Annotated in this window: 19 protein-coding genes; 13 read left to right on the forward strand and 6 right to left on the reverse strand. The window is 55.7% G+C overall.

Going from position 1 to position 20985, the window contains the following annotated elements; genetic code table 11:
- Nucleotides 1–302 precede the first annotated feature (302 nt).
- Complete coding sequence (locus tag NSQ46_RS09090; protein ID WP_007127716.1) at nucleotides 303–1748, forward strand: L,D-transpeptidase family protein; 1446 nt, start codon at nucleotides 303–305, stop codon at nucleotides 1746–1748.
- Here the strand turns inward: NSQ46_RS09090 and NSQ46_RS09095 are convergent.
- The gene (locus NSQ46_RS09095) at nucleotides 1745–1882 is read right to left on the reverse strand and encodes a hypothetical protein (protein ID WP_007127717.1); all 138 of its coding nucleotides are present in this window, start codon (nucleotides 1880–1882) and stop codon (nucleotides 1745–1747) included. The two genes, NSQ46_RS09090 and NSQ46_RS09095, sit on opposite strands and share 4 nt — an antisense overlap.
- Nucleotides 1883–2069: 187 nt before the next feature.
- On the opposite strand from NSQ46_RS09095, the gene NSQ46_RS09100 reads away from it, so the two are divergent.
- The 3 genes from NSQ46_RS09100 to NSQ46_RS09110 are packed head-to-tail and all read left to right on the forward strand — an operon-like array spanning nucleotide 2070 to nucleotide 4451.
- Nucleotides 2070–3164 carry a quinone-dependent dihydroorotate dehydrogenase gene (locus tag NSQ46_RS09100; RefSeq protein WP_007127718.1) on the forward strand — a complete coding sequence of 365 codons (1095 nt, stop codon included), beginning with the start codon at nucleotides 2070–2072 and terminating at the stop codon, nucleotides 3162–3164.
- A gap of 26 nt (nucleotides 3165–3190) precedes the next feature.
- Nucleotides 3191–4003 carry a GTP pyrophosphokinase family protein gene (locus tag NSQ46_RS09105; protein WP_007127719.1) on the forward strand — a complete coding sequence of 271 codons (813 nt, stop codon included), beginning with the start codon at nucleotides 3191–3193 and terminating at the stop codon, nucleotides 4001–4003.
- Nucleotides 3996–4451: a DUF309 domain-containing protein gene (locus NSQ46_RS09110; protein ID WP_007127720.1), complete on the forward strand. Its 456-nt coding sequence runs from the start codon at nucleotides 3996–3998 to the stop codon at nucleotides 4449–4451. Before NSQ46_RS09105 ends, NSQ46_RS09110 begins: the two co-directional genes overlap by 8 nt.
- Nucleotides 4452–4584: 133 nt before the next feature.
- Here NSQ46_RS09110 and NSQ46_RS09115 read toward each other — a convergent pair whose 3' ends face one another.
- Nucleotides 4585–5043, reverse strand: coding sequence for a PCYCGC motif-containing (lipo)protein (locus NSQ46_RS09115; protein WP_028405189.1), 459 nt, complete (start codon nucleotides 5041–5043; stop codon nucleotides 4585–4587).
- Entirely contained in the window at nucleotides 5040–5567 is a 528-nt protein-coding gene (locus tag NSQ46_RS09120) for a thioredoxin family protein (RefSeq protein WP_007127722.1), read from the reverse strand. The genes NSQ46_RS09115 and NSQ46_RS09120 overlap by 4 nt, the downstream gene beginning before the upstream one ends.
- Before the next feature lie 240 nt (nucleotides 5568–5807).
- On the opposite strand from NSQ46_RS09120, the gene NSQ46_RS09125 reads away from it, so the two are divergent.
- Genes NSQ46_RS09125 through NSQ46_RS09135 form a run of 3 tightly spaced genes read left to right on the forward strand, consistent with a single transcriptional unit; the run spans nucleotide 5808 to nucleotide 9027 of the window.
- On the forward strand, nucleotides 5808–7412 hold the full coding sequence (locus NSQ46_RS09125; RefSeq protein WP_342576659.1) for an RsmB/NOP family class I SAM-dependent RNA methyltransferase: 1605 nt from the start codon (nucleotides 5808–5810) through the stop codon (nucleotides 7410–7412).
- Nucleotides 7409–8170, forward strand: coding sequence for a pseudouridine synthase (locus tag NSQ46_RS09130; protein WP_342576660.1), 762 nt, complete (start codon nucleotides 7409–7411; stop codon nucleotides 8168–8170). Before NSQ46_RS09125 ends, NSQ46_RS09130 begins: the two co-directional genes overlap by 4 nt.
- 56 nt (nucleotides 8171–8226) lie before the next feature.
- Nucleotides 8227–9027 (forward strand): Cof-type HAD-IIB family hydrolase, encoded by an 801-nt coding sequence (locus NSQ46_RS09135; RefSeq protein WP_007127725.1) that lies wholly within the window; start codon nucleotides 8227–8229, stop codon nucleotides 9025–9027.
- 144 nt (nucleotides 9028–9171) lie between these two features.
- Here the strand turns inward: NSQ46_RS09135 and NSQ46_RS09140 are convergent, their stop codons facing one another.
- Nucleotides 9172–10557: an RsmB/NOP family class I SAM-dependent RNA methyltransferase gene (locus NSQ46_RS09140; protein WP_342576661.1), complete on the reverse strand. Its 1386-nt coding sequence runs from the start codon at nucleotides 10555–10557 to the stop codon at nucleotides 9172–9174.
- A 266-nt stretch (nucleotides 10558–10823) separates the two neighbouring features.
- Complete coding sequence (locus tag NSQ46_RS09145; RefSeq protein WP_007127727.1) at nucleotides 10824–11990, reverse strand: GGDEF domain-containing protein; 1167 nt, start codon at nucleotides 11988–11990, stop codon at nucleotides 10824–10826.
- A 114-nt stretch (nucleotides 11991–12104) separates the two neighbouring features.
- On the opposite strand from NSQ46_RS09145, the gene NSQ46_RS09150 reads away from it, so the two are divergent.
- The 3 genes from NSQ46_RS09150 to NSQ46_RS09160 are packed head-to-tail and all read left to right on the forward strand — an operon-like array spanning nucleotide 12105 to nucleotide 17788.
- The gene (locus NSQ46_RS09150; protein ID WP_342576662.1) at nucleotides 12105–13241 is read left to right on the forward strand and encodes a glycosyltransferase family 4 protein; all 1137 of its coding nucleotides are present in this window, start codon (nucleotides 12105–12107) and stop codon (nucleotides 13239–13241) included.
- 9 nt (nucleotides 13242–13250) lie between these two features.
- The gene (locus NSQ46_RS09155; protein WP_213614647.1) at nucleotides 13251–14564 is read left to right on the forward strand and encodes a DNA repair exonuclease; all 1314 of its coding nucleotides are present in this window, start codon (nucleotides 13251–13253) and stop codon (nucleotides 14562–14564) included.
- Complete coding sequence (locus NSQ46_RS09160; protein WP_342576663.1) at nucleotides 14561–17788, forward strand: AAA family ATPase; 3228 nt, start codon at nucleotides 14561–14563, stop codon at nucleotides 17786–17788. Before NSQ46_RS09155 ends, NSQ46_RS09160 begins: the two co-directional genes overlap by 4 nt.
- Nucleotides 17789–17852: 64 nt before the next feature.
- Here NSQ46_RS09160 and NSQ46_RS09165 read toward each other — a convergent pair whose 3' ends face one another.
- The gene (locus NSQ46_RS09165; protein ID WP_007127731.1) at nucleotides 17853–18899 is read right to left on the reverse strand and encodes a membrane protein; all 1047 of its coding nucleotides are present in this window, start codon (nucleotides 18897–18899) and stop codon (nucleotides 17853–17855) included.
- Between the two features lie 535 nt (nucleotides 18900–19434).
- Between NSQ46_RS09165 and NSQ46_RS09170 the strand changes: the two genes are divergently transcribed.
- The 3 genes from NSQ46_RS09170 (at nucleotide 19435) to NSQ46_RS09180 (ending at nucleotide 20901) form a co-directional block, all read left to right on the forward strand.
- Nucleotides 19435–20004, forward strand: a complete 570-nt coding sequence (locus NSQ46_RS09170; protein WP_007127732.1) for a xanthine phosphoribosyltransferase — start codon at nucleotides 19435–19437, stop codon at nucleotides 20002–20004.
- Between the two features lie 221 nt (nucleotides 20005–20225).
- Entirely contained in the window at nucleotides 20226–20555 is a 330-nt protein-coding gene (locus tag NSQ46_RS09175; protein WP_007127733.1) for a hypothetical protein, read from the forward strand.
- A 127-nt stretch (nucleotides 20556–20682) separates the two neighbouring features.
- Nucleotides 20683–20901, forward strand: coding sequence for a hypothetical protein (locus NSQ46_RS09180; protein WP_007127734.1), 219 nt, complete (start codon nucleotides 20683–20685; stop codon nucleotides 20899–20901).
- Nucleotides 20902–20985: the final 84 nt, after the last annotated feature.

The raw sequence follows: 20985 nt of genomic DNA on the forward strand, positions 1-20985 counted from the left end.
TAAATACTATAACATCCTATATTTATGAACTCATAACTTACGTCCCCTGCCTGCAGCGGCAGGGGACGTTTTTCGTATGCGCAAATGACGATAATTGCGAGCGACATACACGAGAGAGTGGCGTAAGACTAAGATGACATGGGGCAGAAAATATGGGGCTAGCATGACATAAGGACATAAGGCTAGAATGACATATGGCATCAATCTGTAATTTATACATATTCCGGATGCAGGATCCGATATAAAGGATATGGACATATCCAGATCTAGATAACAATTGAAGCCGTATTGGAGGCTCTCATATGAACAATTCAATGTACCTTAAAAGGTATGTGGAGACCCATCCCGATAACAAGATGGCCTGGTATTTGCTGGGCAAGGAGTACGAGCGGGCAGGAGAGCAGGGCAAGGCCACTTACTGCTATAACCGGGCTGAGGAGGTATACGAGGCCTTCGAGCTAAGCAAAGTCCCTTCGGACATATGGAAAAATTACGAGCAGCGTCTGCTGCAGCTCGAGCGGGAGAAGGAGCTCAAGCGGAGGCGGAACCGGCGCTGGCTGGTAGCCCTCGCGCTGCTGCTCCTCGTTCTCATTCCGCCTGCGCAAGCTCCGGGATATCCGGGAGGATTGCCGGCGGAAGCCGATGCTCAGCCTGAAGCCCCGGCTTCCGCAGCGGCGATCAGGCAAGCGGTGGGCGAACGTGCGGGTAAACCGATGTTCACAGCTGTGGCCGAAGGCAGGAACGCAGTAGCCGGCGACGGGGCGGACGAAGAGGGAGACAGCGCATTGCCTCGCCTTCTAATGCATCCCGAGCAATTACCTTCATGGTCGGTTGCGCTTGGTATGCCTCTCCGGGGCAAGTGGCTGCTCTGGAGCAGCGATATGGAGCGGTTATATGCATTGCATCGGGACCGGGCAGGGGAAATAGCGATTACGCCGTTCGAAGGAGCTGCCGGAGAATGCGAGTGCGAGCCGCAAAGCAGTGCGGGATTGGCCCGCAGCGCGAAGCAGTGGGCGGATCTGCAATTGGAGACGGCCGTGCTGGAGAAGGCGGTGGAGAACTATCAAACACGGCACGGGCGGCTGCCGAGTTCGCTGGATGAGCTGACTCGGCCGTTTCCGAACAACTGGCTGTCCGGGCGCTCGACTGCGATGGAGGACATGTTTGATGTCCTGATTCAGCTGAAACAGGACGATGCCCCTCCCGGCAAGGTACAAGACGATGCCAAGGGGAATGCGGAAGAAGGAGAAGCGGCGGACAAGCCCGGATACTGGGGCACCTCGCCGGACGGAGCTCCGTATTTCAAGGAGCCGCTGCAGGTCATCATTGACAAGGACAAGCATCGCCTCGCCGTGGTCAGCGGTAAGATCATGCTTCGGAACTATGCGGTCGGGCTTGGCGGAGCCAAGACGCCGCTTGGGGATTTTCAGATCAGCGATAAGGTGGTTAACCCGAATGGGACGACCAGAGGCCCCTACGGCACACGAGGCATGCAGTTATCCGATACGCAGTACGCGATACACGGCACGGAGGATTTGGACAGCATCGGCGCGGACGAGTCCGAGGGCTGCATCCGGATGCTGAAAGAGGATGTCGAAGAGCTGTTCGATCTCGTTCCGATGGGAACCTCGGTGAAAATTCGGGAAGGGGTTCTGCCTGACGACCTGTGGACGCCGAAAGAGCGCTTCAAGCTGAAGCACAGCCAGGGTCAGACCAACCCCGCCAAAGTGTATCACTGGCTTGATTAAGGCTGGGAAATCACAATCAGTACGATAATGAGGATAACAAGGAGTGCGATGCCTGTGCCGATCCACAGCAGAGCTTTCTTGTTAACCTCTTCTTTTTTTTGCTGCAGGACTGGAGGCTTTCGTTTGGCTGACATATGGCGTTCCCTTCTTTCTCAATGAAATAATCGCTGATTTCCTTATATTGTATAGGGTTTGCGCCCAAAAATCCATAACATGTCCGTACGCAAGCGCGCCCGGTTTATGCCCAAAAACTTTCTTTTTACGGCGGAAACGGATAAACTGAAGGGTAGAGAAATTAATTGGATGAGAGGAAGAGTCGATGTGCTGTACCGCAATATAGGCAAACCTTTATTTTTCAAAATGGACCCGGAAAAGGCCCACCATCTCGTGGTCGGCGGCCTTGGGCGTGCCTCCGGCGTCATCGGCGCGGAAGCGGTCATGCGGGGGATGTATGGCGTGAGCGAAACCCCGGATTTGGCCGTGGACCTGTTCGGACTTCACTTCCCGACACCGGTCGGGCTTGCCGCCGGTTTGGATAAAAATGCGCAAGCCGTCAAGGGATTTTCCTCCATCGGCTTTGGTTTTATGGAAGTTGGTACGGTTACGCCGAAAGCCCAGCCGGGTAATGAACAGCCGAGGCTGTTCCGTTTGCCTCCGGATGAGGCGCTCATCAATCGAATGGGCTTTAATAACGAAGGCGCCGATGCGATGGCGAAGAGGCTGTCCGCGCTCAAGGAGCGCCGGATTCCGGTAGCGGTCAACATCGGTAAAAATAAAGTTACGCCGAACGAGAAGGCGAATGGCGACTACGAGGCCTGCATCCAGGCTTTGTTTCCGTATGGCGATTTTTTCGTGGTGAATATCAGCTCGCCGAACACGCCGGACCTGCGGAGCTTGCAGCACGGCAGCGAGCTCTCGTCATTGCTGGAAGCGGTGATGAACGAGATGAACCGGCAGGCGGAGATTCACGGCAGCCGGAAGGCTGTGCTCGTCAAGATTGCGCCGGACGTGAGCGATGCCGAGCTGGAGTACATGGTGGAGACGATCCGTGCCAGCGGGGTGTCCGGCATTATTGCTACCAACACAACGCTCTCCAGGGAGGGGCTTACGCACACCAACGCCAAAGAGACCGGCGGGCTCAGCGGGAAGCCGCTGCGCGAGCGCTCGACTGAAATCATCTCCAGGATTTATAAGCAGACCGGCGGAGCGCTGCCGATCATCGGCTCCGGGGGAATCTTCACGGCAGCCGATGCCTATGAGAAAATACGCGCAGGCGCCAGCCTGGTAGAAATTTATACGGCACTTATCTATGAAGGGCCCGAGGTCAACCGCAAGCTGCACGCCGGTTTGAGGCAGCTGCTGGCCAAGGACGGCTTCAGCCATATTTCCGAAGCTGTCGGGGCGAATCATCGGTAAAGGGGTAAAGACAGGAGGCAAGGGCAATGGACGTTAGAGACTGGGGGACATTTTTGCTTCCGTACGAGCAGACCGTTGAAGAATTGAAGGTCAAATTCAAGACGATGCGCGCAGAGCTGAAGAAACGGGAGGAATATGCGCCTATCGAATTCGTAACGGGCCGGGTCAAGCGGATATCGAGCATTCTGGACAAGGCAAAACGCCTTAATGTTCCTATGGATCAGCTGGAAACCGGAATCGAGGATATCGCGGGCATCCGGATCATGTGCCAATTCGTGGAAGACATCCGGCGGGTTGCCGAGTATATTCGGGCACGGAAGGACCTGACGGTATTATATGAGAAGGATTATATAACAAACTTTAAGGAAAGCGGCTATCGCAGCTTCCATATGATCATCGAGTATCCGGTGCAGACCGCGCTCGGGCAGAAGAAGGTGCTAGCCGAGATTCAAATCCGGACGCTTGCGATGAATTTCTGGGCTACGATCGAGCACTCGCTCAGCTATAAATATAGAGAAAGCCTGCCTGACGATATCCGGGAACGTCTGAAAAAGGCCGGAGAAGCGGCGAACACGCTCGATACCGAAATGTCCAGCATCCGCGAGGAAATACTGGAAGCGCAGCGTCGGTTCGAGGATGATTCCAACATAACGACCCAGGTGCTGCATGCGATTCACCAGCTGTATTTTTTCCACCTGGTCAACGAAGCGATCTCCTTCCAGGAGCGCTTTAACGCCATCTGGCAGGAGCATGACATGGAGGAAATGAAGCTGCTCTTGGACGAGGTGAAGGAGCTGTTGTCACAGGCCAAGAAGAAAGTGAACGAGTACGATGTATGAGCGGCTGTACGTAGCGTTCCTCGTTTACTTCAACCGGGACCGGGACTATTTCGAATGTCATGAGGTGCTGGAGGAGCTTTGGCTCGATACGGATAAGGATCCGAGATACAAGGGGCTCCTTCAAGCGGCTGTCGCCTTGTTCCATTTCCGGAACGATAACATTCGGGGCGGATTGAAGATGTTTCGCAGCGCCGTAAACAAGCTCGAAGGCTATGCCGAAGATGAGCTGGGCATCCGGATGGGAAAACTGGTGGAGGAGATGCGGGAGTATGTCCGCGGACTGTCCGGGTACGAGCAATACCCGATTCCGTATCGGGATTTGACGATCGACATCGTGGATCCGAAGCTTCGGAAAGCCGTCGATGAGGCCTCGAGGCATATTCCTCCGAATGTGCCGCAGCGGCGTAAGCCGGAACGGCCGCGTGCGAAGCAAGGATTGTCCTCTTAATCCGGGAAGCGAAATGCATGGTCGGAAATATCGATCAAGGAGTTAGCGCAAGATATAGAAAAGATAAACAAGAGCTGCCCGTCAGTAGAATAATCTACTTGAGAGCAGCTCTTCTTTTTGCAAATATATCGAATCAGGACTCGGTGCCTTTATATTTATTGTCGATAAATTGCTTGATTTCATCGACGGATTTGCCTTCGTCATGAAGCCGCTTCGCATCCTGAAGCTCGGTAAGGCATATGCCGCACTGGGCGCCATGGTCCGTCCATTTCACCTCGCCGTCCTTGTTCTCGGCGATGAAGCAGCGGTGAAGGGAATCGTGATAGCCGGTTTCCTCGTCCATGCAGCCGCAGTAGCATTTGATCTCTTTAATGATATCTTCCAGTTCGCCGACCGTCGCATAGGTCGCCTGCGTATTGTCGGTGTAGCTTGATAGGAATTTCGGCATCTCGCTCACGCTTGCCGTTGTTTCATACCGTTCGGAGGCGGCCCCATGATGATGCCCTGCGGTAGCAGATTCCTTGCCGCCGCATGCGGCAAGTAGCATGCCTGACAGAATGAAGGTAAATAGGATGGCCCGAGTGCGCTTCATTTCGTCACACTCCCTTTATATTTGTCCAGGAATTGCTTGAAATCGTCCAAGCTGTACCCTTCCGATGCACCTTCCGGCTTCAAACCGCCGACCATGCGTTCCTTCTCCACACCGTTCTCGAAGTAGACAAGGGTAGGGGTGAACTCGATATTGTAATCTCTCCAGCCTTCCTGATATTCACGCAGATTGTACTGGTGCAGTGAAATGCCGGCGTCGCTGGCCAGCGGCATCAGTTCAGGGGTTGTCGCCCGGCAATGCGGACAGTCGGATGCGAAGAAGTATACGAAGAAGTTCTCCTTGTTGTTGACCTTGTCCTTCAACTGATCCGGAAGTATGATATTCTGATAGTTCGGATCATTCAGCAGCTCTTGCGTAGCCGGATTCAGGCTGGATATTTTCTTGCCGCCGTACAGGTCGCTCTTCCCGCCCGAGAGGTTCAGAATGACAAGCGCCGCAACAAGGACAACAAATACGCCTCCGAATGCGTAAAGCGCTGTGTAGTTATTCTTTTTTTTTCGATTCATGAATACACCCCTTAAGGATTAATAATAAGCGCACAAGTGAGAGTTCAAAAAGGTCGAGTTACTTTATGACCCCCTTCGTGATCAAAAGACGACTTTTTGAACAACCTCTATAAGGACTTGTCCTTTTTAATGTAGTTTATTATACAATATTAACGGTAGGAGCGGAACATGCGAAACGCCGCTACATATTGACGAAATAAGCGAGCAACAGATCTGATACAGAACAGGTAGGTACTAAACATGGCATTACGTCTGCCCTCGCCGTTCCAGGCGAAGATGAAAACACTGCTGGGACCGAACTATGACAATTTTATGAAATCCTACGAACAGCCTCCGTTTGCCGGGATCCGGGTCAACACGCTGAAGATTTCGGATGAAGATTTCCGCCGCATCTCGCCATATAAGCTGGACCCGATACCTTGGTGCAAGACCGGCTATTATATTGAAGAAGGGGAGCGCCCGGGACGGCATCCGTATTATCATGCGGGGCTGTATTATATTCAGGAGCCGAGCGCCATGGCTCCGGTTGAGCTCCTTGGCGTTGAGCCGGGCGATGTCGTGCTGGACCTGTGCGCCGCACCGGGCGGGAAATCGACGCAAATAGCTGCCAAGCTGCAGGGCAAGGGGGTGCTGGTCAGCAATGACCTGCATCCGGACCGCACCAAAGCGCTGGCCAAAAACTTGGAAATGTACGGGGTACGCAATGCCATTGTGCTTAATGACAGCCCGGAGCGGATTGCCGCGGCCTTTCCCGAGGCCTTTACGAAAATACTGATTGACGCACCCTGCTCAGGTGAAGGCATGTTCCGCAAGGACGAGTCGATGCTGAAATATTGGGAGGAGTCGTCCCCGCTGACGTTTGCCGAAATGCAGCGCGACATTTTGCATTCAGCCGTGAAGATGCTGCGTCCGGGAGGAACGCTTGTATATTCTACATGTACCTTCTCGCCGGAGGAGAATGAGGGAATGATTGCAGAGCTTCTGATGAAGCATCCGGATTTCCGGGTCATACCGATCGATCATTCGGGCCCGTTTTCGCCGGGGGAAACCGAGTGGTTAGCTCGGCACATGGAACATATCTCCGCTGAAGTGCGCGAGCAGGTCGCCGGAACAGGCAGGCTGTGGCCGCATAAAGTTCAAGGGGAAGGCCATTTTGTTGCCGTTCTGCGCCGGGAAGGCGAGCTTGCACGGATGGAGGAAGCTGATGAACAAGCGCCCCCTGTTCATGTGGATACTGCTGCCGGCGGCCACCTGGCGGTCACATCCGGTAAGGAGAAGCGAAGCGAACGCAAGGGACGGGGGTCCCTCCGGGATCCGCGCAAAGGCAATCCGCGCGGAGGCGGAAGAGGCGGTCAGCATGATTCGACTCGCCAGCAAGGCTCCGGGCGTCCTGCCGACTCCATCTCGCTGGAACCTTTTACAACGTTTCTGAGGGGGGATCTGCCAGGAACTCTACATGGTTATACGGTTACCTACGGGAATCATGTGTATTTGTCCCCGTTACCGAAAGAACGCCTGGAGAGGCTCAAGGTGATTCGCCCCGGGTGGTATATGGGTCAGATCAAGAACGAACGCTTTGTTCCCGGCCACCCGCTGGCAACCGCTCTTCGCGCTGAGGAATTCGTGCGGACGATCAGCCTGCATTCGGAAGACGGGGAAGCGATCCGTTACCTGAAGGGCGAGACGCTGTCGATACCGGAGGAGCGGCTGCAAGTTTTCGGGGCTGCAGAAGGAAAGGGATATGTGTTAGTCTGTATAGATGGCTACTCGGCAGGCTGGGGCAAATGGCAGGGCGGCATGCTTAAGAACGAATATCCGGCAGGTTGGAGGTGGACATCCGTATGAGGGCAAAGGGAAGAACGACACAGCGGTTGGATAAGGTGTTGTCCAATATGGGGTTCGGCTCCAGGGCCGAGCTGAAGAAGAAGGCCAAGAGCGGCAGCATTGTAGTGAATGGCACTGTCGTAAAGGATCCGGGGAAGCATGTGGATCCGTATACGGATTCGATCGAAATCGATGGGGAAACCATCGCCTATCGGGAGTTTGTGTATCTCATGCTGCATAAGCCTCCAGGCGTGATCTCTGCGACGGAGGATGTGCGGGAACGGACGGTACTGGATCTTCTGGATGAAAAGTATCTTGTATTCGAGCCTTTTCCCGTTGGAAGATTGGATAAAGATACGGAAGGTCTGCTGCTGCTGACCAATGACGGCAAGCTCGCACATGAGCTGCTGTCACCCCGAAAGCATGTGCCTAAGACCTATCAGGCGATCGTCGAAGGACGGGTGGACGAGGAGGATATCCGGCAATTTTCCAGGGGCGTGACCTTGGATGACGGTTATGTAACCTTGCCGTCGGAGCTCGTTATCGACGCCTTGGAAGAGCAAGGCGATGGAAGCATCCGCTCCCGCATTACGCTGACCATCCATGAAGGCAAGTTCCACCAGGTCAAACGAATGTTCGAAGCGGTCGGCAAAAAGGTGATTTACCTCAAGCGGATCAGTATGGGAACCCTCCGGCTGGACGAATCGCTCGAGATCGGATCTTACCGGGAGCTGACGAAAGCGGAGCTGGCCGGGATCGGACGGGCGACGGACGAATAAAATGGACGAGCTAAAGATATAGACAACGATAAAAAGTGGATAAGGATGGGTAGAGAATGGCATACAAATTAGTAGCGCTTGACGTAGACGGGACGCTTCTGAATGATGAGCATGAAATAACCGAGGTAACCAGGAACACCGTGATGGAAGCTGCAAGGCAGGGGATTGAGATCGTGCTGTGCACGGGCCGCGGACCGCTCAACTCGATTCCGTTCATGGAGAGCATGGGGCTCGGCGGTTATGTAATCAGTCATAACGGGGCGGCTACGGTGGAGGTTGAAACGAAGCGAATCGTTCACCAGTTCGGCATGGAGCAGGCGGAGCTGGATCCGTTTATGACCTATTGCCGGGAGCGGGGGGTTCATTTCGACATCAATACAGCCTTCGAGATGTATGTAGACAATGTGGAGGAGCTTGCAGGCCCTGTCCGGCATATGTATGAAAATTACTTGATGATGCCGAGCAATCTCCCGGCCTGGGAGGAGCTGCCCGACCCGGTTGTCAAATTTACCGCCTTCGGCGAACCCGGGGATATGGACGCCGTCCTCAAGGACTGGAGCACATGGACGATGACCCTTAACATGCTCCGCAGCGGCGAATACTTCATCGATCTGATGCATGCGGAGGCCTCCAAGGGCAGTGCGCTGAAGCAGCTTGCCGCGAAAAGGGGATACCGGCAGGAAGAGGTGCTTGCCATCGGCAACTATTATAACGATATTACGATGCTTACATTTGCCGGCATGGGCATTGCCATGGACAACTCGCCGGTCGAGGTAAAGGCTGCTGCGAATGCGGTGACCGCGTCCAACAACGAAGACGGCGTTCACGAAGCTTTGGTCAAATACTGCTTGTCCTAGTGCTATTATGCTCCGCGCATAAAACAAGGCGCTGCTGCAACCACGGATATGTGGCTGCAGCAGCGCCTTATTTGCTTGAATGACGGTTCACATGAATCTACCGCAATGTCGTCAAGCATGAAGGAGCCTTAAATGTCACTGTCATTACTTAAACTGGCGCAGGCCCTTAGGCAGGTGATTCTTGAGCTGTCCGCTGCTGGCCTTGCCCCATCCGAGCGGCAGCCCGTCGGTCGTCACGAGGGTCCATCCTTTATAATCGGCTGGAACCGATAGCGTTTCACCCCTAAGGTAGGCCGAGACCTCGACCGAATCCGGGGGCAGATCGACGGCGCGCGCGGCTTGCTCCGGCTTGCTGGCCATCGCGAGCGCGTGGGCGGGCTCGATCCGGTTCTTCTTAAGGTGGGCGAGATGAAGGCCGGCACGGAGAATTTTCAGCCCGCGCAGCTGATGCTCGCTCCAGCTCCAGCCTTCGCCGGCCGGCAGCCAGTAAAGCTCATCCCCGAACAACAGAGGAGCGCCCGGAGGCAGCTCATGGCCCGGTAAGTCCTGCTCTGCCCACGCTTTAAACGCTTCAAGGGCGGATCGCTCCGCCGAGGGCTTGTCTCCGCGGCGTGATTTGCCGCCTCGCTTGGACTCTGCCTCCGTGTGAGGCTGCTCGCCCGCTGATCCTCCCTCCGCGTTCTTGACGAGGATGGCCACGAAGTGGCCTTCTCCCCGTTCCCGGTGCGGCCACAGGCGCTTCATGCCGCGAAGCTGAAGCTCAGGATACCGGCCAAGGATGCGCTGCACCATGTTCTCGTTCTCGTCTTCGTTGAAGGTGCAGGTGGAGTAGGCTAACGTGCCTCCAGGCTTCAGCATGGCACAAGCGTCCTGCACAATGTCCCATTGCCTGGAGACGCATAGCTCCACGTGGGAAGGCGACCACTCTTCGATCGCGCCGGGATCCTTGCGGAACATCCCTTCGCCCGAGCAGGGGGCGTCCAGCATAATCCGGTCGAAGCATCCGGCGAAGCGCCGGGAGAGCTCGTCCGGTGCAGCACTGGTCACGACGGCATTGGAAATCCCCATTCGTTCCACATTCTCGGAGAGGATTCGGGCCCGCTCCGGATGAATCTCATTGGCGATGAGCAGGCCGCGTCCCGCCATTTTGGAAGCAATGTGGCTGGTTTTTCCTCCCGGCGCCGCAGCAAGGTCAAGGATCGTCTCTCCCGGCTGCGGGTCAAGCAGCTCTACCGCTGACATCGCCGAGGGTTCCTGAATATAATATAGTCCGGCAGTATGGTACGGATGCTTGCCGGGACGTACCGTTTCATCGTAATAATAACCTGTATCGCACCAGGGAACCGGTGTCAGCCGGAAATCCCGCAGGATGTTCCGAACAGGTTCAGCAGCCTGTTCTGCCTTCAGCAGATTAAGACGAAGGCCTTGCGTACGGGGCGTGTCATAGCTGGCAAAAAAATCGTCCGACTCCTCTCGAAGCAGCTCCTGCATACGGGAGACGAAGTCGGCGGGCAGTTGTTCCTTTCCCATCCGGTCAGCAGCTCCTTTTCGTGCAAAATATCCGTTGTTCTCTCTCGTAACCACGAGCAGCTCACGCAGAAGCAACTATAAGGTAACGGCACTTAGGAAGGCGGCCGCGCCAGGACGAAACATCATGCGAATTCCATGCGGCAACTTCCCGGGCTCTTGAGGAACGGTCAATAGTTTATCACGCGGCAGCGCTGCTCGTAAAGAATACATTACGACCCGCTCTGCCGCAAAAAAAGACCGCCCTGATTAAGGGACGGCCTTGGCCTTTACTGGACGGCGGCTTCCTTCGGCTCATTGAGCAATTCCTCCAAAGAGCGGTAATCGGTAACCTTATTCTTACCCGTCGTTTTTGAATGATACATCGCTTTGTCGGCTTGATTCATCAGCTCGTCCCCCTGGACGCCCTGACGGAGCACGCTGTATCCGACACTGATGGTCACGATGGTCTCCGCTGCCACGCGGGCCCGGATATTCTCGGCAACCTGGGAGGGCTTGATCTTGCGATCCACCACGAGCGCAACCAGCTCCTCGCCTCCGTATCGGCCGGTAATCCCGATCCCGTCCAGCTCCTCTTCCATGATGGCGGCCACTTGCTTCAGCACTTCATCGGCTCTGGCGTGGCCCTGGGTATCGTTCAGCTTCTTGAAATTGTCAATATCGCAGAAGATTGCGGATATCTTCAAAGCCTGGGCAGTGTAGTGATCCAGGTATTTCATGAAATGTCTCCGGTTGTATAGGCCGGTCAAGCCATCCGTGATCGCCGAGCGATAGATGGATTGCATCAGCTCTACGATCCGCCGGAACAGGATGAAGAATACAAGGGTGTAGAACAACACCGGGAGCGCGAGCGCAAAGCCCTGCAGCGGGATGGATACGATGCCTGTGTAGGTTTGTACGGCTTGAAGCGCGAACCACAGAGCGTAGGCGGCAAGTCCGACCGCATATTTCACGGGCTGCCCGATGCGCGGAACCCCTTTCGTAAAGGCGACATATAAAGCGCAGAGCAAGATGACGTCAAAATATACGCTTTGCCAGACCGGATCAATGGTGAAAGACAGAAATGATGGAAGAATCAGCGGAAGCAATAGAAGGGCGGCGGTCAGCAGCGGGAGCCAGTAATGCATCGTCTTGATTTTGCGGTACAGCATGACAACGGACATATTGAGCAGCACGAATGAGAAGAGGCGGATGATGCGAAGCACGATCGGTTCAGGCGAAAAATCGACAATTCCGATCCATGCCGAATGGATGTTCAGACCCTCGTGTGTCATAATGAAAGAGAAAGCGGCCGCCATATAAATATATGCGCTCTTCCGCTGCCTGCTGTACATAAAAAGGCACATGATCAGCATCATGAACGCGATGCAAGCCCCGCAGACAGCGAATATCATTGGCAGAGGCGAAGTCGACCAAGAGGTCAAATCTGTGGACAAATGGCTTCACTCCTGTAGGTTTCCTTTGCATGAAACATATGTTCTAATATATCATATCGAAAAAGATTCTGGAAAGAGATTTAAAGAAAGAGATTTATAGAAAGGGAGATCCCCATGAAACTTCTTCAAGCATTATTCTTCCCTCCTGAACAGCCGGGCGGCGTATCGTCGATGATTCCATATTTGCAGGAACGGTTCCATTCCTCCCGATGGGAGATGGAGATGTTCTGGCTCCCGAAGCGGATCCGCAATAAAGGCCACGAGGATCCGGTCTTTCATACCTTTGATTGGAAGGAGTTCGAGGAAAGCCCGACTGTTGCAAAATATATACAGACCTACCGGGATTATTTATGGTGGACCCGGCTGCGCATCCAAAAGCCTTATGATCTCATTCATAGCCATCATCCGATTGCAGGCATGTCCATGAAAGCCGTGTTCCCGGAGGTTCCGCTTATCCAGACCGTCCATTCGAGTTATGAGCGGGAGCTGATTTTGAACGGGAAAATTCGAGAGGGCGGGCCCGAGCACCGTTTCCTCACCTCTTTGTACAGAGAGCTTGAGTTTATAAGCGACCGTCTGGTGACCGTTTCGGAATCCTTCAAGTCCTATATGTCACCCTATGTGGATCAGGCCGATTCGATCGAGGTCATCCATAACGGATTCGACGATCGGCGCTTTAAGCCGGTTCCCCATGAAAATGCGGTCCCTCAGCTGGTGACCGTATGCCGCCTTGTTCCTGCGAAGGGACTGGATATTCTGCTCCAGGCTTGCGCCGAGCTGAAACGAAAAGGCCATGATTATGTCCTTCATATCATCGGAGACGGCCCTGCTCGCCAAGAGCTGGAGGAGATGGCCAAATCGCTGGGCATTTACCAGGAAACGATATTTTACGGTTATACGCTTCATCCCGAGGAATTCATGCCATTCTTTGATATCTTCGTTCTGCCATCGAGGGCGGAAGCCTTCGGCTCCGTATTCGCGGAGGCGGCGCTGAGCTGCCTTGCGCTAGTCGGCACCAATGTCGGCGGTATTGCGGAGCAGATTGAGGACGGGGTGAACGGGCTGCTGGTACCGACGGAGGATCCGAATGCGCTGGCGGACGCCCTGGAGAAGGTCATCGTGGACCCGCTGTACCGGTATGAGCTGGCCCGGACCGCGTCGGATAAGGCGAAAAACCAATATTCGTTGTCCCGTTCAGTCAATCAGCTGAAAAAAATGTATTTGAATTATCAACCGAAGAAAGAGAGCTAAAGAGCGGCTATGGCTTCATTTCGATTTATACATGCTGCGGACCTCCATCTGGACAGTCCGTTCATCGGCCTGCGGGGACTGGATGACGGGATGCGCTCCTTCATTCAGGATTCGACCTTCCGGGCGCTGGAACGGCTGGTTCGGCTTGCCGTAAGCGAGCAGGTGGATTTTATGGTCATTAGCGGCGATATTTATGACAGTTCCAACATTTCGCTCCGCGCGCAGCTTCGCTTCCTGGATGCGATGGAGTCCTTGGCGCGGGAGGGAATAGCGGTATACGTTATCCATGGAAACCACGATCCGCTGGACAGCACGAAGCTTGCGGTGAAGCTGCCCCCGAACGTTCAAGTGTTCGGGGCCGAGCCTTCCCGGGTGACGGCCGTCCGGCGTTCGGACAAGCGGGAGGTGGCGCAGATCACCGGCATGTCCTATCCGACATCGAAGGTGACGGATAATATTGCGCTTACCTATCCGCAGGCAACCCGGGAGCTTTATCATATCGGGCTGCTTCATGCGAATGTGGATGGCGATGCCCAGCACGAAACGTACGCGCCGTGCACGCGGAAGGATTTGTCGCAGGCCGGTTATCACTACTGGGCGCTCGGGCATATCCATACCCGTCGGATGCTGCAGGAATCGCCCTATATTGTGTATCCGGGCAATATTCAAGGGCGGCATATCAAGGAAACCGGACCGAAAGGGTGCTATGTCGTCGATGTCGACGAGGGGTATAACACCGTGCTGAGCTTCCATGAGCTGGACTCCATGCGGTGGAGCCTTGTGCAAGCGCCGATCGATGGATGCGGCAGCGTGGACGAATGGAGGCAATACCTGGAGCGTACGCTCGGGCAGGTTGCGGAGGAAAACAGGGAGAAGCTCAGTTTGGTCCGGGTCATGATCACGGGCCGCAGTCCTGTCCACCGGCAGCTTGAAAACGGCTACGTGCTCGATGAGCTGCTAAGCGAGATGAGGAGAAGGGAAGCGGCTAAGGCGAAGACCCAGGGCTACGGCGGCTGCGTCTGGATCGAGGGCTTCGCGCTTCAATCCGGGGATGTGCTTGATCTGGACCGTCTGCTTGCCGAGGACAGCTTCGCCGGGGAACTGCTCCGTCTTGCTCGCAAGGAGCAGTCGGAGCAGCGCTTGCTTGCGGACGACGGGATTGTACCCTATGCATTGGCGCCGCTGATGGAGCATGCCGAAATCCGGGCGCTGCTCGAACGCATGCCCGCCGAAGAACTGCTGGACTGGCTGCGCAGGGCGGAGGAGCTGACGCTTACGCTGCTGACTCAAGAGTCTAAGCGGGGAGAAGGTGCCGGGATATGAGGCTTGAGCGGTTGCATATTCAGGGGTTCGGCGGCGTACAGGACAAGCGTATCCCGATCGAGGCGCCGGTAACGGTACTGTACGGGCCGAATGAAGCGGGTAAGAGCACGGTGCTGTATTTTATAAGAGCAATGCTGTACGGCTTTCCCGGAAAGAGTGTGCCGGCGGAGCGCGGTGAACCGGCGGATTCCGGCGTTCATGGGGGAGAATTGCGCTTCTTGGACGATGAGGGAACGTTATGGACGATCCGCCGCTTTGGTCAGCCGAGTGAGGGCTCTGCGGGAAGCCGGAAGGAACGCGTACATATCCAGAAGCAGGCCGGTGACGGCACGGTGCTTGAGCTGGGGCAGTATGACCTTGAACGGGAAGCGCTCGGCGGTGTATCGAAAGATATGTTCCGGCAGCTGTTTGCCATCTCGCTTAGCGAGCTGCAGGAAATTCGCAGCCTGCAGTCCGCCGAGATCAGCGGCTATCTGTTCCATGCCGGAATCGGCGGCGGCGCGAATATTTTGGAAGCCGAGCGCCGATTGACGCAGGAGATGGACAAGCTGTATAAGCCGCGGGGCAAAGTACAGCATGCGGCAAAGCTGCTGCAGTCCATCGAGCAGCTCAAGGCGGAGGTGACAGAGAGCAGGACGTATGTCCCTCGTTATAACGAGGTCATCGATGCTATCCGGGAAACGGAGGACCGGCTGGAGAGGCTGGAGCTTGAACGCGCGGACACTGCAGAGGATCTAACGCTGCTGCGCAAGGCGATTGATATCCGCCCGTTGTGGCTGGCTTGGCGTGAGGCCAAGCTGGAGCTGGACGACTTGCCGGATTGCGGCAGCTTCCCGCCGGAGGGTGCCGCGAGGTGGGAGAGAATCGAAGAGGAGCTGCTGCAGCTGGAGGCGCAGATCCAGCGGATCGAGCGTGCGCTCGGGGATACCGAGGCGAAGCTTGCCGACATGCCCCGGCTGACATGGCTGGAGGAGCAGGGACAGCGAATTGAGGATTTATGGGGCAAGCGGAGTTTGTATGAGGCGGGAAACCGCGAGCTTGCACAGCTTACGGCAGAGCAAACGGCCCAGGCCGACCGTCTTGCAGGGCTGCTGCGAAGCATCGATCCGGGCTGGACCGAGGCGGAGCTGCTCGCGCTGTCCACCTCGGCGGCCGAACGCGAGGAGGTTCGGCGGCTCGGAGCTGCCTTTGCCGGCTATGACCGCCGGATGGAGCAGCTGTCGCTGGAGCTGCGCGGAGCCCAGCGGGCGGCAGTCGCTGCGGAGTCTGAATTAAGCGAAGCACGGCGGCAGCTGCGCGAGGAGATGGAGCGGGGGAAAGAGAATTTTGCGATGCTTAAGCCCCGCTCGCCACAAGAGACGGCCATGCTATGGAGCCGGCTTCAGCAGACGGCGGAGCGCTGGCGGGAGCGAAGGCTCAGCCAGGCCCTGCCTGAGCTTAAGGCTTCCGGGGCAAGCGAGCATGGCTGGCTGCCGTCCGCTTATTCGGGCCTGCTTGCCGTCATGGCCATATTAACGGTTGTCCTGGTGTCCTTCCTGTTCTGGAGCGGTGCGAACGGCGCAGCAGCTATATCCGGCGTGCTCATGCTGGCGGGTATGGTCTATGTGATCTGGAGCGGCCGAAGAAATGTGAAGGACAGTCCTTCCCGGGAATCCTCCCCTTCTGCCGGGGAGCCCGGCGGAGATGATGCCCATGAGGTTGAACAACTGTTGTCGGAGCTTGTTTCCAGTCCATACCATGCTGCCGCTGCGACGCTGGAGTATCGGGGGAGCCGACGGGCGAAGACCGAAGCGCGGCCTGCGCGGGATCCGCTCGCGGTGGAGGCTCAGCTGCGGGAGCTCCGATCGGTCATGGATGCCTGGCAGGCATGGCGTCAGCGGCTGGACCGCTTGACGTCCGAGTGCCTTTCGGCCGAGGAGAAGGTTAAGCTCCAGGCTGCCGAGCGATCGGCGATCGAGAGTGCAATTCAAAGTGAAGAGAGGCGGTTTGTCCAGCTGGAGCGGCAGTGGGAATCCTGGCTGATGCAGCGTTTGCTGCCGCAGAGCCTGTCGCCTGATGCGATGATGGATATGTTTAGTGCGATTGAGCAGGGGCAAGAGATCGTGCGGCAGCAGAGAGCGAGAGCGGCAAAGATCGCTGAGCTAACGCGAGATGCCAAGGCTTATGCGGCTTCCTGCCTTGAGCTGGCTCAGGGCGAACAGGACCCGGAGCGAAACAGAGAGTCCCTGACTACCCCGGATGCCATTCTGTCTTTGCTCGGCGATTTGCACCGGCGCTGGAAGCAGTATCAAGAGGCTTCGGCACAGCGGGAATCGCTTCGGCATCGGCTCTTGGAGCTGCAGGAAGAAGCGGCAGCCGCGGACGAAGCCCGCTCGGCAGTGCTGCAGCGGAAGGAACAGCTGCTCGGCTTGTCCGGGGCAGCCGACGGGGAAGCCTATCTGCGGATGGGCGCTGCCGCACGGCGAAAGGAAGAGCTGGAGCGCACGGTCCGTCATCATGAAATCACGATGTTCAGCGGGCTGGGCAGCCAGCTCCGAAGCCAGGTCTTACAGCTGCTTGAATCGGCCGACGGTGCGGCGCTGGAGGCCATGCTCAAAGAGCGGGAGGCGGCCGATGCCTCTTTGGCTGAGCTGCGGGATGAGCTTCAGGAGCGGCGCGGAAGATTGCTGCAGGAGCGGGAATCGCTGGAGGCCGCCGGGAATCGCGACTCTGCGAACCAGCAGCTGGAGGAGCAGCGGGCAGAGCTGAAGGAGCTCGTCAGCCAATATGCCGTTCGCGCCATTGCAGCTGGGCTGATTGAGCGCACAAGACGCTTCTATGAACAGGAGAAGCAGCCGCAGGTGCTGCGGCTTGCTTCCCGCTATTTCTCGAAGCTTACAGGCGGCACCTACAGCAGGATCGTTATGCGCATGGGAGATCATGCCCTATTAGCCGAGCGGCCGGACGGCGGGCTTGTCGAGAGCGCGAAGTTGAGCCGGGGGACGGCGGAGCAGCTGTATCTGGCGATGCGGCTTGCTCTGGTACAATCCATGCCGCATGCGGCGGGCATTCCGCTTATGCTCGATGATCTGTTCGTCAATTTTGACAGCCGGCGGCTCGGGTATGTCCTGGAGCTGATATCCGAGCTGTCGCACAGCCGCCAGATCGTCATGATGACGTGTCATCCGCACGTTACAGATCAGATCCGGCAGCGTATTCCCGGGGCGCAAGTCATCGTAATGTAAATATAAGGGAAGACCGGTTCCAGTCGGAGGAAACCGGTCTTTTTTTCGATTAAATGCTGGTCGCTTACTTCGTGTTCGTCAAGGGGGTGCCGAACAAGGTGAGGCGCAGCACCCACAGCAGGCAGAGGCCGCCAAAGATCGGATAGAGCAGCGACAGCAGCGAACTGAAGCCGAATTGGCTGAAGAAATAGCAGAACAGCATGATCCCGAAAGTGATCGTTCTTGAGGACCATGAGGTCCACTGCTGCACCTGCAGTGTTATCCCGTATATATTCGCCACGAAGGTGCTGAAGATTTCGAGGAAGATCAGGATCAGGTAGATCATTTGCACGAACCAGCCGAGATGAGCGGCAATGCTCCCCATCGGAATTTCAAACTGGGCGATGCCGGGCATCTGCGCGGATAAGGCGAAATGGGCAGCCATCAGCATAAATCCAACCCCCGCTCCGCCGAGGATGCCGCCCCATTTTACGACATTCGTATTTTCGGTCTGATTGCCGAGGGGCACCAGTACGGGCATCGCCAGCACCAAATTAAAGGCGGTGTACAGAAGCGGGGCCAGCCATGCCGCGGGCAGGCTCTGATCCGTCGTTAAGGTGAGAAACCGGGTGGCGCCGGGAGCCTGGAACGTCTGCGAGATCACCGCAATGGATAATGTAATCATCATGGGGACGACGAGCGAGTTCATGGTCATGATGGACTGGATGCCCTTTCTCAGAATGAAGTAGGCCCCGATCATGGTTACGAACAAGCCGGTCTGATAACCGATATTTAAATGCTCCACGAACACCGACCCGGCGCCGGCCAGCATGATGCTGTTGACGCCAAGCAGAATGACGAACATGAACACGCTGATCCAGCTCCCTGACTTCGAGCCGAACAAAAATTTATTTAAATCCTCGAACGATTTCGCGCCGATCCGCCTGGAGATCATCAGGATTTTCGTGCCGAGCCAAATGAACAAACCGGTTGCGAGAATGATGGTAAGGGTTGCCCAGTGACCGTATTGGGTAAAAAACTGTAGGATTTCACGGCCGGTGGCAAAGCCTGCGCCGACGATGGTTCCGATATATGTGAAAGCGATCTGGAAAACACGGATAATATCCTTCAAGCGCTAAGCCCCCTTGCTAATGGTGTGATCGGCACATCTGTGTATAGTACAAGGTATGCCTGACCGCGCATGGACATGACTCGAACCTGTCCTGCCACGCTGGGTTTAGGGGGATTGTGCTTGGTGCTTGCGCTTCCCAGCACACTGGCGGGAAGCGCACTGTCGTGGCGCGCTGCCATGCAGCGCACTGCCATGCAGCGCACTGCCATGCAGCGCACTGCCATGCAGCACACTGCCATGCAGCGCACAGCCATGCAGCACACTGCCATGCAGCGCACAGCCATGCAGCACACTGCCGTGGAGCGCACTGGCGAGCATCGCACAAGCGAACATCACACTGCAACATCCTTACACCGTGCTTCAGAAGGGGCACATGGTAAGGTGAACCGATGGCTCCACTCCCAATGTCAGGTATAATGACGAATTCCCGTGTAATTACATGACGGATAAGTGACGGGTGGAGCGTTTGTACTTGCCGTACAAGGGTTGAATATGTTACTTTTACGACAAAGGAATGGGTGGGAGGTCATTGTGGATGGATTGGTTAAAGGAGCGGATTGTTAAAGAGGGGGTCGTGCTGTCGGATCAGGTGCTGATCTTGGACGCCCTGCTGACGCATCAAGTGGACCCGGCTCTTATTATGGATATGGGCAGGGAATTTGCTAGGCGTTTTCGGGATCAAGGCGTGACGAAGGTGATTACGCTGGAATCCTCCGGCATATCGGTCGCGTTTGCGGCTGCGCTGGAGCTCGGGGTGCCGATGGTGTTCGCCCGGCGGAAAAAGACGCTGCTCGCCGATCCGGATGCTTTATGCGAACGGGTTCCGTCTTTTACAAAAGGGATTGTGACCGACATCATGGTGTCCAGGCAGTATATACGGGATAATGACAGAGTACTCTTCATTGACGATATTATTGCCAATGGCGATGCAGCCAGAGGCTTGATCAAAATTATCAGCCGGGCCGGCGCGGAGCTTGTTGGTCTTGGCGTCGTGATCGAGAAAAGCTTCCAGGCGGGTGCGCGGACACTCCGCGAGCAGAATGTTCGCGTGGAATCCCTGGTCACCATTTCTTCGCTGGAGGACGGACATATTCATTTCGACTAGCCGGGATGCAGGTGATCCCGATCGATCCTGCCGATGCAGTCGCATCCGCGCGCTGCCGATACCAACTGCCGCCCTAAGCGAAGCTTGGCGAACCTTGTTCTTTTAAGTGGGCAACCGCTTGTCGATTCGAATTTTCAGCCTAAAATCACAACAAATTCTTTTCGCCCCGGGCATTTTCGCTTATAATGAAGAGGTATAGGCATGAGAGAGGAGGCAGCAACATGGGGAAACAACCTGTAACCGAGCCGTTTATGATTGAGAAGCTGAATGAAGCGAAGGTACACTTTGAACGAGCTTTGGACTGTAAACATACGGAGTTCGATGATCTATATCCCTATATGATTGAACATCCTCAGTTTTTCTGGTACAAACGATATGTTGCCTGGTCCGAACTTCTGACGATTGCCGGTCTATGCGAAGAGCTTTCCTTCGAGTGGAAGGAGCAGTTTACGCCGCAGCAAGTGGAATATATCGAGAAGCGCGTCATGTCTTCGACGGTGCTGGATTTCTGGTACGAGAAGAATGACAGCATTGAGCCAGCGCAGCGTTAATGGGAATATAGAACATCTGAGGCTTCAGATGTTTATCCATATCGTACAGGAAGACCTAAATGGTTTCATTTAGGTCTTTTTGTTGCAGGAAATGCGCATCCTATTCTAAGGGAGGGAATGATCGACTATGATTAGCGATGAACGGCTGGACGAGCTTCGCTTGTCCGGCGACCTTGTTCGGGTTGTCCGGGACGGCCTCGAGAGCAATGATATTATCGGCTTCGTCGTGGCATGGGATCCCCAGCATGTCATTATCCGCCGGAGAAATCGGCGCGTTGTGAAGCTGGACCGGAATTACAGCTACCAGCTCAAGAGCGAGCCGCGGGTAAGCCCGATTGAACCATAGGGCAGAGGATAAGCAGATGATAAGCAGGCAATAGGCAGGGCATAAGGCATAGATCAGCCGAACGTCGGACATCTTAAGCTGGAC

This window comes from Paenibacillus sp. FSL M8-0142 (assembly GCF_038597315.1).
Taxonomy (GTDB): domain Bacteria; phylum Bacillota; class Bacilli; order Paenibacillales; family Paenibacillaceae; genus Paenibacillus_AQ; species Paenibacillus_AQ lactis.

Excerpts from the sequence above, each read along its gene's own strand:
- NSQ46_RS09170 (WP_007127732.1), top strand. The coding sequence starts at position 19,435 with ATGGATTGGTTAAAGGAGCGGATTGTTAAAGAGGGGGTCGTGCTGTCG.
- NSQ46_RS09155 (WP_213614647.1), top strand. The coding sequence starts at position 13,251 with ATGGCTTCATTTCGATTTATACATGCTGCGGACCTCCATCTGGACAGT.
- NSQ46_RS09160 (WP_342576663.1), top strand. The coding sequence starts at position 14,561 with ATGAGGCTTGAGCGGTTGCATATTCAGGGGTTCGGCGGCGTACAGGAC.
- NSQ46_RS09130 (WP_342576660.1), top strand. The coding sequence starts at position 7,409 with ATGAGGGCAAAGGGAAGAACGACACAGCGGTTGGATAAGGTGTTGTCC.
- NSQ46_RS09095 (WP_007127717.1), bottom strand. The coding sequence starts at position 1,882 with ATGTCAGCCAAACGAAAGCCTCCAGTCCTGCAGCAAAAAAAAGAAGAG.
- NSQ46_RS09175 (WP_007127733.1), top strand. The coding sequence starts at position 20,226 with ATGGGGAAACAACCTGTAACCGAGCCGTTTATGATTGAGAAGCTGAAT.
- NSQ46_RS09125 (WP_342576659.1), top strand. The coding sequence starts at position 5,808 with ATGGCATTACGTCTGCCCTCGCCGTTCCAGGCGAAGATGAAAACACTG.
- NSQ46_RS09105 (WP_007127719.1), top strand. The coding sequence starts at position 3,191 with ATGGACGTTAGAGACTGGGGGACATTTTTGCTTCCGTACGAGCAGACC.
- NSQ46_RS09180 (WP_007127734.1), top strand. The coding sequence starts at position 20,683 with ATGATTAGCGATGAACGGCTGGACGAGCTTCGCTTGTCCGGCGACCTT.
- NSQ46_RS09140 (WP_342576661.1), bottom strand. The coding sequence starts at position 10,557 with ATGGGAAAGGAACAACTGCCCGCCGACTTCGTCTCCCGTATGCAGGAG.
- NSQ46_RS09150 (WP_342576662.1), top strand. The coding sequence starts at position 12,105 with ATGAAACTTCTTCAAGCATTATTCTTCCCTCCTGAACAGCCGGGCGGC.
- NSQ46_RS09090 (WP_007127716.1), top strand. The coding sequence starts at position 303 with ATGAACAATTCAATGTACCTTAAAAGGTATGTGGAGACCCATCCCGAT.
- NSQ46_RS09110 (WP_007127720.1), top strand. The coding sequence starts at position 3,996 with ATGTATGAGCGGCTGTACGTAGCGTTCCTCGTTTACTTCAACCGGGAC.
- NSQ46_RS09120 (WP_007127722.1), bottom strand. The coding sequence starts at position 5,567 with ATGAATCGAAAAAAAAAGAATAACTACACAGCGCTTTACGCATTCGGA.
- NSQ46_RS09115 (WP_028405189.1), bottom strand. The coding sequence starts at position 5,043 with ATGAAGCGCACTCGGGCCATCCTATTTACCTTCATTCTGTCAGGCATG.
- NSQ46_RS09135 (WP_007127725.1), top strand. The coding sequence starts at position 8,227 with ATGGCATACAAATTAGTAGCGCTTGACGTAGACGGGACGCTTCTGAAT.